The 16,317-nt window shown below is 39.1% G+C and carries 11 protein-coding genes; 9 read left to right on the forward strand and 2 right to left on the reverse strand.

Translation table 11 applies throughout. The features are described from left to right. Positions 1 to 169: 169 nt before the first annotated feature. Both ABH966_RS14965 and ABH966_RS14970 read right to left on the reverse strand, forming a co-directional pair. On the reverse strand, positions 170 to 1,675 hold the full coding sequence (locus tag ABH966_RS14965) for a catalase (RefSeq protein WP_370079674.1): 1,506 nt from the start codon (positions 1,673 to 1,675) through the stop codon (positions 170 to 172). A 457-nt stretch (positions 1,676 to 2,132) separates the two neighbouring features. Then, on the reverse strand, positions 2,133 to 3,578 hold the full coding sequence (locus ABH966_RS14970) for a helix-turn-helix domain-containing protein (protein ID WP_370079676.1): 1,446 nt from the start codon (positions 3,576 to 3,578) through the stop codon (positions 2,133 to 2,135). A gap of 228 nt (positions 3,579 to 3,806) precedes the next feature. Here ABH966_RS14970 and hutH point away from each other — a divergent pair, with 228 nt between their 5' ends. The 9 genes from hutH to ABH966_RS15015 all read left to right on the forward strand — a co-directional run bounded on the left by hutH (position 3,807) and on the right by ABH966_RS15015 (position 15,806). After that, positions 3,807 to 5,321, forward strand: a complete 1,515-nt coding sequence (gene hutH, locus ABH966_RS14975) for a histidine ammonia-lyase (protein ID WP_370079678.1) — start codon at positions 3,807 to 3,809, stop codon at positions 5,319 to 5,321. Positions 5,322 to 5,423: 102 nt separating this feature from the next. Further along, positions 5,424 to 6,752, forward strand: coding sequence for a YjiH family protein (locus ABH966_RS14980; protein WP_370079680.1), 1,329 nt, complete (start codon positions 5,424 to 5,426; stop codon positions 6,750 to 6,752). Between the two features lie 15 nt (positions 6,753 to 6,767). Further along, on the forward strand, positions 6,768 to 8,438 hold the full coding sequence (gene hutU / locus ABH966_RS14985; protein WP_370079682.1) for a urocanate hydratase: 1,671 nt from the start codon (positions 6,768 to 6,770) through the stop codon (positions 8,436 to 8,438). Continuing rightward, positions 8,435 to 9,721 carry an imidazolonepropionase gene (gene hutI, locus ABH966_RS14990; RefSeq protein ID WP_370079684.1) on the forward strand — a complete coding sequence of 429 codons (1,287 nt, stop codon included), beginning with the start codon at positions 8,435 to 8,437 and terminating at the stop codon, positions 9,719 to 9,721. Before hutU ends, hutI begins: the two co-directional genes overlap by 4 nt. Before the next feature lie 262 nt (positions 9,722 to 9,983). Next, positions 9,984 to 10,784, forward strand: a complete 801-nt coding sequence (locus tag ABH966_RS14995) for an NUDIX domain-containing protein (protein ID WP_370079686.1) — start codon at positions 9,984 to 9,986, stop codon at positions 10,782 to 10,784. Between the two features lie 86 nt (positions 10,785 to 10,870). Continuing rightward, positions 10,871 to 11,422 carry a cysteine hydrolase family protein gene (locus ABH966_RS15000; protein ID WP_370079688.1) on the forward strand — a complete coding sequence of 184 codons (552 nt, stop codon included), beginning with the start codon at positions 10,871 to 10,873 and terminating at the stop codon, positions 11,420 to 11,422. Between the two features lie 15 nt (positions 11,423 to 11,437). After that, a complete protein-coding gene (locus ABH966_RS15005; RefSeq protein ID WP_370079690.1) occupies positions 11,438 to 12,907 on the forward strand; it encodes a nicotinate phosphoribosyltransferase in 1,470 nt (489 codons plus the stop codon). A gap of 27 nt (positions 12,908 to 12,934) precedes the next feature. After that, positions 12,935 to 13,549, forward strand: a complete 615-nt coding sequence (gene nadD / locus ABH966_RS15010) for a nicotinate-nucleotide adenylyltransferase (protein WP_370079692.1) — start codon at positions 12,935 to 12,937, stop codon at positions 13,547 to 13,549. A gap of 403 nt (positions 13,550 to 13,952) precedes the next feature. Next, positions 13,953 to 15,806, forward strand: coding sequence for an SLC13 family permease (locus ABH966_RS15015; RefSeq protein WP_370079699.1), 1,854 nt, complete (start codon positions 13,953 to 13,955; stop codon positions 15,804 to 15,806). Positions 15,807 to 16,317: the final 511 nt, after the last annotated feature.

Below are 16,317 nucleotides of genomic sequence, written 5' to 3' on the forward strand. Positions count from 1 at the left end.
TTATTAGAGCGGGCTTGTGTCTACTAGACACAAGCCTTTTTTGGTCATTAAGATAAAAAAGCTCCATGTGAAGTTGCCCTTCACATGGAGTAAAAAGTTGGATTTGGATATCAATAATAAGTGGAAAAAATCAATTATGCCTCAGCAAATGTTTGTTTGCTGAAATAAATTAAACGTTTGTTGGTTGTTTTTCGTATGGGTTTGAAAGATCCATACCTTCCAATGAAAGACCCATAGCTTTTGCTACACCTTCACCATATGCTGGATCAGCTAAATAGCAGTGCAGGATATGACGACGTTTGATGAACTCTTCAACTGGTGCCATATCATTAGCAGTATTTTCGAATAGGCGTTGTTGTTCTTCGGCAGTCATTAGGCGGAATAATTTACCCGGCTGCTCGAAGTAGTTGTTGTCGTCTTCACGGAAGTCGTGGATACCGGCATTACCGTCAATACGTAATTCAGGCTCTTTATAGTCTAAATTATGCTCCCATTCACCATAGCTATTTGGTTCATAGCCCAAAGTTGAACCAAGATTGCCATCGAAACGCATAGCACCGTCGCGGTGGAACGTACGGAATGGACATTTTGGTGCATTTACAGGAAGCGCGTAGTGGTTCACACCTAAACGGTAGCGTTGTGCATCTGCATACGCAAAGATACGAGCTTGTAACATTTTGTCTGGCGAGAAGCTAATACCAGGGATAATGTTAGATGGTGCAAAGGCAGCTTGCTCAACTTCCGCGAAGTAGTTGTCCGCATTTTTGTTTAACTCGAATTCACCCACAGGAATTAATGGGAAGTCTTTTTTATACCATACTTTTGTTAAATCAAATGGGTTATATGGTAACTCACGAGCTTGTTCCTCTGTCATTACTTGAATGTACATTTTCCATTTAGGGAAATCGCCTTTTTCAATTGCCTCATATAGATCGCGTTGTGAAGATTCGCGGTCGTTACTGATTACTTCAGCAGCCTCAGCACCAGTGAAGTTTTTAATGTCTTGCTCTGTACGGAAGTGGAATTTAACCCATACGCGCTCATTTTCAGCATTAATAAAGCTATAAGTGTGAGAACCGAAACCATGCATATTGCGGTATCCAGTCGGAATACCACGGTCAGACATAACAATTGTTACTTGGTGAAGCGCCTCTGGTAATGAAGTCCAGAAATCCCAGTTTGAATTAGCGTTTTTCATATTTGTGCGTGGGTCGCGTTTTACCACGTGGTTTAAATCTGTGAAGTGTAAAGGATCACGGAAGAAGAATACAGGTGTGTTGTTACCAACTAAATCCCAGTTACCTTCTTCAGTATAGAACTTAAGTGCGAAGCCACGAATATCGCGCTCAGCATCCGCTGCACCACGCTCACCTGCAACTGTTGAGAAGCGTGCAAACATCTCAGTCTTTTTTCCAACTTCTGAGAAGATTTTTGCTTTTGTATATTTAGTAATATCATGCGTTACAGTGAGAGTACCGAATGCACCTGAACCTTTAGCGTGCATACGACGTTCAGGAATAACTTCACGGTTGAAGTTCGCTAATTTTTCAATTAGCCATACATCCTGAAGTAATAGAGGACCACGAGGACCTGCTGACATAGAATCGTGGTTGCTTACTACTGGAGCACCACCTGCTGTTGTAAAACGACGGCTACGATTATTTTCATTTGTCATATTAGTTTACCTCCTAAGAAAAATTGTGAGTCAAACTCTTCATCAATAACTATAACAAACGCAAACTAGAATTGCTAGTAAATTATAATCATTATTGTTAAAGAATTTTTATAGTAATATATAAATTATAAATATATGCTAGACTTAAAAGGATTATGATTAACCTTTACCACTAATTTAGGTTTTTTAAACATTTTCGAGAATTACTTAAAAATAAGTTATGAAGAAGAGGGAGCTTAAGAATAAAAGAAATTAAAATGAACTCCTTTGTTTATTTATTCTTATTGAAAATAGGATATGATAATTGAAAATAATACTTGATTGCAGTGAAGGCTTGGCCACCTCTTGATAATCAGATATCGATGTGATCTCGCGAAGATAAAGCCTTCATCTCCGCTACGCTTACGCACAAGTTCCCAGTTAGAACAAAATCAACTCCATGTTACTTAATGAAACTTTAAGCTTTTCGATAACGATGAGGAGTAATTCCGATGTGTTGTTTGAAAATTTTAATGAAGTAATTCGAATCATCAAAACCATTTAAATAGGCAATTTCACTAATAGCAAAATCCGTTTCTACAAGCATTTTTGTGGCATTTTGAATTCGGACCTGCTGTAGGTAGCGTTTCAATGGCAAGCCTTGCTTCTTTGAAAAAATCGTACTTAAATAATTAGGGCTAATCCCTAATTTATGAGCAACGTAAGGTAAAGATAACCCGCTATCCTGAAATTGTTGGTCGATAATTTCTATGGCCAGTTCTACATAGTCAGCCCGTTTTTCCATTCGTGCTTCACGAGCTAATTCAATTAGTCTTTGTGTAAATGATATGATGCCATTTAGAATGGTATAAAATATTGGATATTCAATAATTAAATGAAAAAGCTGACGATAATTTTGCTCAATTGCAGCTTTCTCATGTAATTTATACTTCAGCATAAAGCGCCTAATTTGCGCCAAAACACTCGTTAGATGAATACGTAAATCATCTTGCTTGTAATAAATTCCTTCATTAGATAGTCGATATAAAAATGTTTTGACGGCTTCGATATTCCCGTCCTCTAAGCTACTTATTAGCAATTGCTGCTCTTCAGGTGTTAGTAATGGATCGAATGGCTGTGTCTCCAATTGTTTGCTCGCATAAAAAATATGCCCATAGCCTTCGTAAAAGCTTTGATGAAGTGCGCGTTTCGTTAAGGTATACATATTCTTCATGGTGGTCGACTCTCCATCATAAACTCCGATATTTAAAGAACTATTATTTGTTAATCGCCATTCCTTCATTAATGTACGAACATCCTTCTCTAAATCATTTGTTTGGAATAAACATACGATTTTTTCCGATAAAGGATAAATCCTCATACTAGAATAAATAGGCGTTTGCTGAAGCCAGTTGTATAGTTTGTTAAACATTTCGGAATGCTCAGGCTCGATCATTGCGAAATGTGTATTTGACTCTAGGGAACTTGTTTTACTATCTAAAAATAGTTGATAGTAAAAGGATTCATCTGTAGTTTCTTGATACGCTGCTTCTGCTTTTGGTGTCCGAAGGGAAATCGCAGTGAGCTTTTGCTTTAATACTTCTAAATCAATTGGTTTGACGAAAAGATGTGCGACCTGTAGATCGATTGCTTTTAATGCATTTTTAAACAATGGCTCTGTCGTCATAGCTAATATAGTCCCTGAATGTTTTTGTAAAGCACGATAAAGCGCAGTTAAACGATTATTCGAGAATAGGTCGATATTGAGTAGTATCACCTCAGGCTCGAATTGCTGGATACTTTGAAGTGCCTCATTAATAGTTGTACCTATTTCAATAGTTACATCTCCGGGAAAATATGTATGTAAAAACCAACGAATACCTGAGAGATCAGTGGAGTCCCTGTCAATAAGTAACAATTTCATAACTGTAATCCCCTTAAAATTATCTAGTTTCGTAAAAAAGTACTGTTATATTATTAAAATAACAAAAATTCTGAAATAATTCATGTTTTCTCTTTTAAAATTCCCTATTTTCTGAAAAAAGTAGTTAGTACAATGTAGTTAGTGTAATTGTTATTTATCTTTTATAGTGATCGCGAAATTGATTAAAAGCATTTTTACATAGCTTTAAGGGAACAGGGGGATGTCAGTATGAAGTCTATTATCGAGCTCGATGGCAAGACATTAACAAGACAGCAAATAGGGGGAATTGTAAATGGCCTTGCTACGGTTGCGCTATCTGCAGACAGTGTGGAGCGTATCCGTTTAAGTAGGGAGCGAATTGAAAAACGCTTAGCTGAGGGCCAAACCATTTATGGTGTGAATACAGGCTTTGGAAAGCTAAGTAATATAAAGATTGAAGAGGAAGACATTGAGCTTTTACAGTTGAATTTATTACGCTCAGATGCAACAGGTGTTGGTGTACCGTTCCCGACAGATGTTGTACGTGCCATGATGGTTTTACGTGCCAATGCTCTAGCGCGTGGTTTTTCAGGTATTCGTCTGGAAACCGTGCAACTGTTATTGGATTTGATCAATAAGGGCGTACATCCGATTGTACCGTCTCAAGGTTCAGTTGGAGCAAGCGGAGATTTAGCGCCGTTGTCACATTTGGCTTTAGTGCTAGTAGGTGAAGGTAAGGCGGAGTTTAATGGAGAGGTTATGAGCGGCAGTGCGGCGTTACAGCAAGCTGGGCTAACGCCTGTCCGACTACAAGCTAAGGAAGGGCTAGCGCTTGTTAATGGTACACAAGCAATGACAGGTATTGGGGTTTTAACAGTGAACGAGGCAGAGCGTATTGGGCTAGCGGCAGATATGGCAGCAAGTTTAACGCTGGAGTCACTGAAGGGTATTACTTCCGCATTTGATCCATCGCTTTTGGCGGTAAGACCACACCCGGAATTAGAGCTTGTTGGTGGACGAATCCGTAAGTGGCTTGATGGAAGTAAACGTGTGACAAAGCAAGGTGAAATCCGCATGCAGGATGCCTATTCACTACGTTGCATTCCGCAAGTACATGGTGCTTCATGGCAGTCATTTTTCTATGCGGAGGACCGTGTGCAAATTGAAATGAATGCAACGACAGATAATCCGATTGTTTTAGAAAATGGAGAAGTATTGTCTGGTGGGCATTTCCACGGTCAACCAATTGCATTAGCCATGGACTTTTTAAAAGTTGGTGTATGTGAGTGGGCTAATATTTCAGAGAGACGTACAGAACGCATGGTAAATCCGCAGCTTAACGAAGGTTTACCACCATTTTTAGCGACAAATCCTGGTATTGAATGTGGACTAATGATCGCTCAATATACAGCAGCTTCTATCGTATCTGAAAACAAAGTATTGGCACATCCTTCAAGCGTAGATTCTATACCGACATCAGGTAACCAAGAGGATCATGTGAGCATGGGTACAACATCGGCCCGCCAAGTACGTCAAATCGTACACAATGCTGCTCGTGTCATTGCGATAGAAATGATTTGTGCTTCGCAGGCTATCCATTTAGACAAGGCAGAAGAGCAGTTATCTCCAACGACGCGAAAGTTTTTAGAAAAAGTGCGCGAATTTTGCCCGCCGTTGTTAGCGGATCAGCCAATTGGTGATGAAATTGAAGCGCTTTCAGAGTATTTATTAACGAGTGATGTTCTGTTGAATGAGTATGTGTAAACCATAAGACGTTAACTTCCTAGAAGAAAATCTAAAAAATGCTTCAGCTTGGTCGGGTGATGTGGATTTCTTTCAAAAAGAGCACTTGCATGGGGGGATAGGATGGAAATTCAACAACAAGAGCTGAGGCAAGACTCGGATTTTCGAGTCTCCTCTGCTTTCAAGATGATTATCTGCAGCTTAGTCGGAATATTTAGTTTTTTTATCTCGTTTGAATGGCAAGGTAAGAATACAATTTTAATTGATCACATTGTGAACTTTATCCGTGCCGAAGCACCACTGCTTGTAACTGCATATGTACTCATAATGCTGGTAGGTGGAGCGATTCATCCATTCCTTACTAAGAAATGGAATAAGTCAATCGTCAATATCGTGATGTCAATCTTTAAAGTGGGCGGTATGATTGCGGGGATTATGTTAATTTTCAATGTAGCTCCTGCATGGTTAGCGGATGAAAGTATCGGCCCGTATTTACTGGAGAAGCTTGTTAAGCCAGTAGGGATTCTAATTCCAATCGGATCTTTGTTTTTAGCACTTCTAGTAAGCTATGGGTTGCTTGAGTATATCGGTGTTTTAACACAACCGTTTATGAAGCCTATTTTTAAAACGCCGGGACGTTCAGCAGTGGATGCTGTTGCCTCGTTTGTCGGTAGTTATTCGGTTGGGTTACTGTTAACGAACCGTGTATATATGGAAGGTCGCTACACAGCAAAGGAAGCCGCGATTATTGCAACGGGTTTCTCGACTGTTTCTGCAACGTTTATGGTTGTCATTGCAAGTACGCTGGATATTATGCAGCATTGGAATGCGTTTTTCTGGGTGTCTCTCGTTGTAACATTCGTGGTCACTGCGTTAACGGCGCGTATTTATCCACTTCGTTCGATGAAGGATGAGTACTACAAGGGCACGACGCCGATGCCAGAAAAGATTGTTAAGAAGGACCGTTTTAAAGAAGCATGGCGTCAAGCGATGGATGCAGTTGAGCAAAATCCGCCGTTATCTAAAATTTTATGGATGAATTTAAAGGATGGCTTCATCATGGCGATGGGTGTTATTCCGTCGATTCTATCAATTGGTTTGCTAGGGCTTGTACTTGCAACATATACACCGATTTTTGATTGGCTTTCGTATATTTTTGTACCATTCACATATTTGTTACAAGTTCCAGAACCGTATTTAGCTGCAAAAGCGCTGTCATTATCATTAGCAGAAGTATTTTTACCAGCGCTTGTTGTCACACAAGCAACACTTGTAACGAAATTTATTGTGGCGGTCGTATCGATATCGGCAATTTTGTTCTTTTCGGCCGTTATACCACTTATTTTATCATCTGAAATTCCATTGACATTGCGCCAAATTATACTTATTTGGTTTGAACGTGTCGTATTAACGTTAATCATCGTAACGCCAATAGCATTTTTACTATTTTAAAGGAGCGTGTTTTTTATGGTAGTCAAAACAAATATTCGTGCACCACGTGGAAATGAATTATCTTGTAAAGGTTGGACGCAAGAAGCTGCAATGCGTATGTTAATGAACAATCTAGATCCTGAAGTAGCAGAAAATCCAGACGAGCTAATCGTCTATGGTGGAATCGGTAAAGCGGCGCGTAATTGGGAGAGCTATGAGCAAATTATTGCGTCATTAAAAGAATTAGAGAATGATGAAACACTTCTGATTCAATCAGGGAAACCAGTAGCTGTATTCCGTACGCATGAACATGCACCACGTGTATTAATTGCGAATTCTAATTTAGTACCGTCGTGGGCGAATTGGGAGCATTTCTATGAGTTAGAGGACCGTGATTTAATGATGTACGGTCAAATGACAGCTGGTAGCTGGATTTATATTGGCGCACAAGGCATTTTACAAGGAACGTATTTATCATTCGTAGAGGCCGGTAAAAAAGTATTCGGCACAGCGGATTTACGTGGTAAGTTCATCCTTACAGGTGGTATGGGTGGTATGAGTGGTGCTCAGCCTTTAGCGGGGAAAATGGCTGGCGCTGTCATTTTAGTAGTCGAAGTAGAGCGTGCTCGAATTGAACGTAAAATAAAAGAGGGCTACTGTGATTACCTTGTGGAAACGGTAGATGAAGCGATTGAATTGGTTAATAAACTACGTGATAAAAAAGAGCCTGCGTCAATTGGTCTTGTTGGCAACTGTGCAGATGTTAATCGTGAGCTATTGAACCGAGGAATTATCCCTGATTTTGTTACTGACCAAACATCTGCCCATGATCCAATCAATGGCTATGTTCCAAATGGTTTGACGTTTGAGGAAGCACTTGAACTGCGTAAAAGTGACGTAAAAACATATGAGCGAAGAGCAAAAGAGACGATGGCTGAGCATGTTCGTACAATGCTTGAATTCCAACAGGCAGGTGCAGAAGTATTTGATTACGGTAATAATATTCGTGCTTATGCGAAAGAGATGGGTGTAACGAATGCCTTTGATTTCCCTGGTTTTGTTCCGGCGTATATTCGTCCTTTATTCTGTGAGGGGAAAGGTCCATTCCGTTGGGCTGCGCTTTCGGGTGACCCTGAGGACATTTATAAAACAGATGCACTTGCCAAAGAAATGTTTGCTGAAGATGAAGGTCTTGTGAATTGGATTGATATGGCGCAAAAAATGGTTAAATGGCAGGGGTTACCGGCACGAATTTGCTGGTTAGGCTATGGTGATCGTCATCGTTTTGCATTGAAGGTTAATGAAATGGTTGCCAATGGTGAGCTTTCAGGACCGATTGTCTTTGGTCGAGATCATCTAGACTCAGGTTCAGTTGCATCGCCAAATCGTGAAACAGAGGGTATGATGGATGGCTCTGACGCAGTATCAGATTGGCCAATTCTAAATGCACTTGTTAATACAGCAAGTGGTGCCAGTTGGGTAAGTGTGCATCACGGTGGTGGTGTAGGTATGGGTTATTCTCAGCATGCTGGCCAAGTGCTAGTAGCGGATGGTTCTGAGCTAGCCGCAGAGAAGATTGCACGAGTGTTAATTTCGGATCCAGGAATGGGTGTTGTGCGTCACGCAGATGCGGGTTATGAAATTGCTATTAATACAGCAAAGAACAAAGGTGTGCGTATACCAATGTTAAAGGATGATGCGAAGTGACAATTTTAATCAAAAACGCCGATGAAGTGATCACGTTAAAAAGTGCCGTACAAGGTCCTCGTACAAAGGAACAAATGCGTGACATCGCAGTAGTGGAAAATGGCAGTGTTTTAATGGAGGGCAATAGCATTATAGCGGTAGGGTCAATTGCACAACTAGAAGCGGATTTTCCTGATCTAGTAAAGGTGGCTGAGGTTATTGACGCCTCGGGTAAGATTGTTATGCCGGGTCTCGTCGATTGCCATACGCATTTAGTTCATGGCGGTACACGTGAGCAGGAGTTTAATATGCGACTCAATGGTGCCACATACATGGAAATTATGAATGCGGGTGGCGGGATTCATGCCACAACAAACCGGACACGAGAAACTAGCTTTGGTGATTTATATGGAAAAACGATGAATCATTTAGATGTGTTTTTAAAGCATGGTGTTACAACGGTTGAGGCAAAATCAGGCTATGGTTTAGATTGGGAAACTGAAAAGAAACAGCTTGAGGTAGCTAAGGAATTACAAGCTACACATGACATTGATGTCGTTAGTACCTTTATGGGGGCGCATGCGGTGCCGCGTGACTTTAAGGGACGTGAGGATGAATTTGTCGATGTAGTCATTCATGACATGCTGCCGAAAGTAGCTGAGCTAAACCTTGCCGAATTCAATGATGTATTTTGTGAAAAAGGTGTATTTACGCCAGAGCAATCACGACGCATTTTAGAGGCCGGGAAAGCGTTAGGGTTAACACCGAAAATTCATGCAGATGAAATTGAGCCTTATAAGGGAGCAGAGCTTGCTGCGGAAGTAGGGGCAATTTCGGCGGAGCATTTACTAGTCGCTTCTGATGAGGGTATACAAAAAATGGCTGAAGCCGGCACGATTGCGGTATTGCTACCTGGAACAGCATTCTTCCTACGTGCGCCATTTGCAAGGGGACGCCTAATGATTGATGAAGGGGTACCTGTAGCCATTTCAACTGACTTTAACCCTGGCTCATCCCCAACGCTGAGTCTGCCATTTATCATGAATTTAGCTTGTATGCATATGGGGATGACATTAGAGGAAGTGTTAACGGCGACAACTATTAATGCAGCATATGCACTTAACCGTGGACATCAAATCGGCTCTCTTGAAGCAGGCAAACAAGCTGATGTCATTGTATTGGATGTTGCCAACTACAAGCAGTTACAATATTTCTATGGCATGAATCATACGAATACTGTCATTAAAAATGGGCGAGTTGTCGTACAGGATGGAATTCTTTTGAAAAATCAACTAGTAAATTAAATAATATGAAAGGCATAAACAAGGCAGAAATGCTTTGTTTATGCTTTTTTTATGGAAAGCTGTTCTTCTTACTCTTTTTATAAAAGAGTTGAAATTGTTAATTGGAAAAGTTATCATGTTATTAAATAGTAATTCGGGAATTACGAATTACATGTGTTGATTTATAGAAAACTAAATGGGGTAGTGATCAAATCTAGGAGTTGTATAAAGTCGTCGCATCACGCTTTATCGCAAAACATTGAATTAAAGGAGTTTTATTAAAATGACAAAATATCGTTCACAAGAAGAAGTTCTGGCGAATTATGATTCTTCTAAATATATAACACCTGATGGGTATACGTCAGATATCGCAATTTTTACAATAACATCAGAAAAAGTAGAGGAAAAAGCACCTCCGATGATGACGCTTAAAATCATGTTGATTAAACGGGCTGAAAAAGATCATGAAGGAAATCCAAATATCGAAGGTGGGAAATGGGCGCTTCCAGGTGGATTTGTAGATGCGACAAAAAGGGAAACTGCCTATATGGCTGCTAAAAGAGAATTGAAAGAGGAAACGAATGTAGATGGTCTACACGTTAAGCACTTCGGTGTCTACGATGACATAGATCGTGATCCTCGAGGCTGGATGATTTCAAATGCCTTTTATGCAATCGTTCCGGAAGTATACATTGACCAGCGTCAAGCCAATGATGATGCCGCAGAAGTGGAGTTATTCGATATAAATGAAGTGTTCAAACTCGAATTAGCCTTTGATCATCGAAAAATTATTTCAGACGCTTTAGAATTTATTAAGAAAGATATGATACAAACAACGGTTGCTAAAAACTTTTTAGCAAAAGAATTTACTTTATCGGAACTGCAGAGGGTTTTATTGACAGTGGGAGATGATCCACGCATTTCAAATGATTCTGTGTTCTTTACAAAAGCACCCAAGTTACCTTTTATTGAAAAAGTATTAGATGAAGAAGGTAAACCGAAGAAAACAAAAAGGAATTCGTTTAGACCGTCGCAATTATATACTTTTAATGACTTCGAAATCGTAGAGTCAATTTATCATTAGGAAAGCACTTGTCTTTCCTGATAATTTTTCAATATAGTAATTTGTAATTATGCAATTACAAATTAAAAAAGTGGAGTGATGGAAATATGCCAAAACGTGCATTGATTAATATTGATTATACAGTGGATTTTGTAGCACCAGATGGAGCTTTAACTTGCGGAAAACCGGGGCAACTATTGGAAGAGGTAAATATACAATTAACAAAGGAATTTATCTCAAACGTTGATTTTCTAGTTTTTGCCATTGATGTTCATGAAAAAGATGATAGCTATCATCCGGAAGCAAAGCTTTTTCCTCCTCATAATATAAGAGGTACAAAGGGGAGGGAACTATATGGTTCCTTAAAAGAACTATATGAAGAAAATAAAGAGTTAGATCATGTCTACTACTTGGATAAAACAAGATATTCTGCTTTTGCAGGTACGGATTTAGAGATTAAATTGCGCGGAAGAGGCATTACTGAACTGCATTTAATAGGTGTATGTACGGATATTTGCATTCTTCATACAGCGGTAGATGCCTATAATAAAGGATTTAACATAGTTATTCATAAAAATGCAGTGGCATCTTTTAATCAAGCAGGGCATGAGTGGGCGTTAGGACATTTCGAGCATTCTCTCGGAGCTACTATTATGTAAATGGAGGAAGATGAAATGAAATATGCAGATGATAGTTTAATGTTGCACACAGACTTATATCAAATAAATATGGTAGAAACTTACTGGAATGATAGTACTCAAAATAGAACAGCGGTTTTTGAACTGTACTTTCGACAGCTTCCGTTCGGTAATGGCTATGCGATATTCGCAGGCTTAAAAAAGATAATGGAGTTTATCAAAAACTTTGGTTTTTCTAATAGTGATATTCAATATTTACGCGAGGAAGGAAAATACTCAGAGGAATTTCTTAAATACCTTCAAAGTCTAAAATTTACAGGCACTATTTCTGCAATGAAGGAAGGTGAACTGGTATTTGCAAATGAACCTATTTTACGAATTGAAGCCCCGTTGGCAGAAGCTCAATTAATGGAGACACCTTTATTGAATATCGTTAATTACCAAACTCTTATTGCAACGAAGGCTTCACGCATTAAACAAGTGATTGGAAAGGATGTAGCGATGGAGTTTGGTACTCGTCGAGCGCATGAATTTGATGCAGCGATTTGGGGAACTCGTGCAGCGTATATTGGTGGATTTTCTGCAACTAGCAATGTCAGAGCTGGAAAATTATTTGGCATCCCTGTCTCAGGTACTCATGCGCATGCCATGATACAGGCATATCGTGACGAATACACTGCATTTACAAAGTATGCAAATACGCATAAAGATTGCGTTTTTTTAGTAGATACGTATGATACGTTGCGTTCAGGAGTTCCTAACGCAATTCGGGTCGCGAAGGAATTTGGAGATAAAATCAATTTTGTAGGAATCCGGCTGGACAGTGGAGACTTAGCGTATCTGTCAAAAAGAGCAAGGGAAATGCTAGATGAAGCTGGCTTCACTGAAGCGGAAATTATAGCATCTAATGATTTGGATGAATACACGATTATAAATTTGAAGTCACAAGGGGCTAAAGTTGATACATGGGGAATAGGAACTAAGCTTATTACAGCCTACGATCAAGCGGCGCTTGGGGGCGTATACAAATTAGTATCTATTGAAGATGAAACCGGAAAAATGGTCGATACCATCAAAATTTCCGGAAATCCTGAAAAAGTAACGACCCCGGGCCGCAAGCGTGTCTATCGAATTATAAATACAGACAATGGTCATGCTGAAGGAGATTATATTGCGTTGGACTACGAAAACCCACAGGAGGAAAAACGCTTGAAAATGTTTCACCCTGTTCATACTTATATCAGTAAATTTGTGACTAATTTTACAGCGAAAGAATTACATCAAGACATTGTTGTAAATGGTTCTATTCTTTACAAAGAACCAACACTTCAAGAAATTCAAGCATATGTAGAAGAAAATTTACATCTACTATGGAGTGAGTATAAACGAACAATGAATCCAGAAGAGTATCCGGTCGATTTAAGTCAAGCGTGCTGGGATAACAAAATGACAAGAATTAAAGAAATTAAAGAAAAAGTCACGAAGATGATGAATGGGAGAAACTAATAGAGACGAGGAATGGAGGGGTAGGGAATGGCGAAAATAGGGATTTACGGATCATCCTTTGATCCAATTACAAATGTTCATCTTTGGACCGCGAGCACAGTCGCGCATCGTTGCAAATTAGATAAAGTAATTTTTTTACCTTGTTCAAATAAACGAAAGGACAAGGAAATAACAACGGAGAATTCTCATCGATGGAATATGCTACAGCTGGCTATTGCAAAGGATGAGCGTTTTATTGCAGATTCATATGAAATGGAGCAAGAAGGCTGGAACATTTACACATATGATACGATGAAATATTTTAGAGAACAACACCCGAATGATGAAATTCATTTTATTATGGGAGCCGATTTATTAGTGGATATTGGAGCAGGATTGTGGAAAAAAGGAGAAGCGTTAGTAGCTGAGAATAAATTTATTATAATGGCAAGGCATGGAATCGATATGTTATCAACAATTAGTCGCTCTCCGATATTGAGGAATCATGATGATGGAAGATTTCATTTGATTGACAAAGGCTTAGCGATGGAAATTAGCTCTACCTATATTCGAGAAGAATTCGCAATGGGCGGTGAACCAAAATATCTACTGCCCAACGCTTGTTATGACTATATTAAAGAGCATAATCTTTATCAAAAATAGTCTAGTTTGGCCGATACACGATAGTAGAGCCTGGAGTGAGCAAATAGGGGAACGAAGGCTAAATGCATCACGTCCTGTGATAACGCCTTCGTGACCAACATCATGTTGGCCCAAGCGGCTCATCGGACGCCCCCCAGGAAGCTTTGCTCTGTGCGAAAACGAAGCGTCAGCAACAAATGTTTTCTGTAGCGAAAGCGAAGCGTCAGCTACAAAGCACCCAGCCGGAACGGAAATCAACCTCGCGCTATGGTGAGGAGTCTTTTATTTTGTAAAGATGGTGAACTTTCTCATATATCGTTTTGGGTAAGATATAATGAATCTAAATGGTAAACGTGCAAGGTGCTGCAATTACAAAAGGTTTTATGTATCACCTAGCACAATGATTAATGTTAGAAAGGAATTCATAGATGTGCAGCTTACATTAACATTTCTTATTTTAGGAGCGACAATTTTTGCATTTGTGACGAATAAAGTACGAGCAGATCTCGTTGCGATTGTGTCACTTTTAGCATTTGTCATTACAGATATTTTAACACCAGCAGAGGCACTAGCTGGTTTTTCGAACTCTGTAGTTTTAATGATTGCGGGGTTATTTGTTGTGGGCGCAGGAATTTTGCGAACTGGACTTGCAGGGGTGGCAGGACGATTATTGTTGAAATGGTCAGGTGATAGTGAGCTGAAATTATTTGTGTTATTGCTCATTATTGTAGGGACGGTAGGTGCCTTTATGAGTAACACAGGTACTGTAGCTTTAATGATGCCGATCGTTGTTAGTATTGCGATTAGTATGAAGGAAAGTCCGTCAAAATTCTTGCTACCACTTTCTTATGTCGCGAGTCTTTCAGGGCTTATGACTTTAATTGCTTCACCAACAAATTTAATTGTCAGTCAGTTATTAGTAGATCGTGGCTATAATAAGCTTGGATTTTTCGAAGTGACGCCCATCGGTATTGTAGGGATGATTGTTGGTATTACCTATTTAGTACTTGTGCGAAATAAACTATTACCAAATGATAAGAACCGTTCACAAACAAAAGCTGACTATAAACTATCACCGAAGAAAATTATTAAGCAATATGATTTAAATAATCATTTGTTTAAAGTGTTTGTGCCCGAGGGTTCGCCGATTATTGATGCAACATTAGCAGAATTAAAGCTTCCGGCCAAATATACGCTTTGTATGATGAAAATTCACCGCCGATCTCAAGAAGGCATTAATTTTTTACCGATGACATATCAGGAAATGGCAGGTCCGACAAGTGTGATACATGCCAAAGATGAATTGTATGTCCAAGGTGAGGAAGAGAATATTCGTCGTTTTGCTGCAGATTATAGTCTAGAGATGCAGGAATTGGCTGAAGGAGAGGCTGATGATTTGGTATCGAAGCATCTTGGTATTGCTGAGGTATTATTAACGCCAAATTCCAGCTTTATTAATAAGACTGTTAGCGCCCTAGGCTTCCGAGAAAAATATAATCTAAATATAATTGGCATTAATCGTAGAGGTGGCTATAAACTTCAGGATATGGTGACACATAAATTGAAATTTGGAGATGCCATTTTAGTACAAGGTGCTTGGGATGAGATTTTATTACTGGCAAGGGAAACGCAGGATGTCGTTGTTGTGGGTCAGCCAAAGGAGCATGCGAGTGTAGCTGCAGCCACGGGGAAAGCAGGTATTGCTGGTGTCATTATGCTTTTAATGATTGTGTTAATGGCTTTTGAAATTTTCCCTGCTGTTATTTCCGTTATGATTGGTGCCGTATTGATGATATTAACAGGTTGTTTGCGTAATATGGAAGATGCGTATAGCAATATGAATTTTGAAAGTATTGTGCTTGTAGCTGCAATGCTTCCAATGGCGACTGCATTGGAGAAAACAGGTGGTATGGTTATTTTATCCGATGGTATCATTAATGCACTTGGAGATTATGGACCGTATGGAGTACTAGTTGGCGTATATATTTTAACAGTTATTTTTGGACAGTTTATTAGTAATACGGCGACTGCTGTCTTGTTCGCGCCAATTGCTATGAATGCCGCGATTGCAATGGAGGCAAGTCCAACGACATTTATGATTGCTGTTGCTGTAGCAGCAAGTATGGCGTTTGTTACTCCGATTGCTTCCCCAACAAATGCGCTAGTTATGACTGCTGGCGGTTATAAGTTTATGGACTTTGTGAAGATTGGAATTCCACTACAGATTATTATGTTTATTGTTATGATGCTGGCAATCCCATTTTTCTTTCCATTTTAAAAACTCGGTTTCTATACCGAGTTTTTTTTGTTGATTTTTTATGGAATCTATTAATTTCTTATTGAAGATTATGATAAAATTCTATTTTAGATACCAATAAAAAGTTAAATTGACTTGAGAAGAAGAGTCTAATGATAATTTTTTTCGTAAGTATATAAATAGGAAGTTTTTCGATGAAATGAAAAAGTATTAATTTATATTAGAAAAAGTATTGACCTTTTTAAATTAAGAGAGTAGTATTATACGAGTCGCTAAGATAACTTAGAAACAACAATTAAATCAAATAAATTAGTTGTTGACATCGAGTTTGCGACGTGATATTATATAAGAGTTGCTGCTGAGAAAACAGCAACGAAATGAACCTTGAAAACTGAACAAGCAAAACGTAATCAATAAAGTTTTTAGTAACTAACTTCGAGTTAGTGAACGAAACAAAATTTTGGACATCAAACATGATGCCAGCAAAACAATTTGAGCTAATCAAATTTCTTTTTATGGAGAGTTTGATCCT

This window comes from Lysinibacillus sp. RC46 (genome assembly GCF_041262385.1).
Lineage (GTDB): Bacteria > Bacillota > Bacilli > Bacillales_A > Planococcaceae > Lysinibacillus.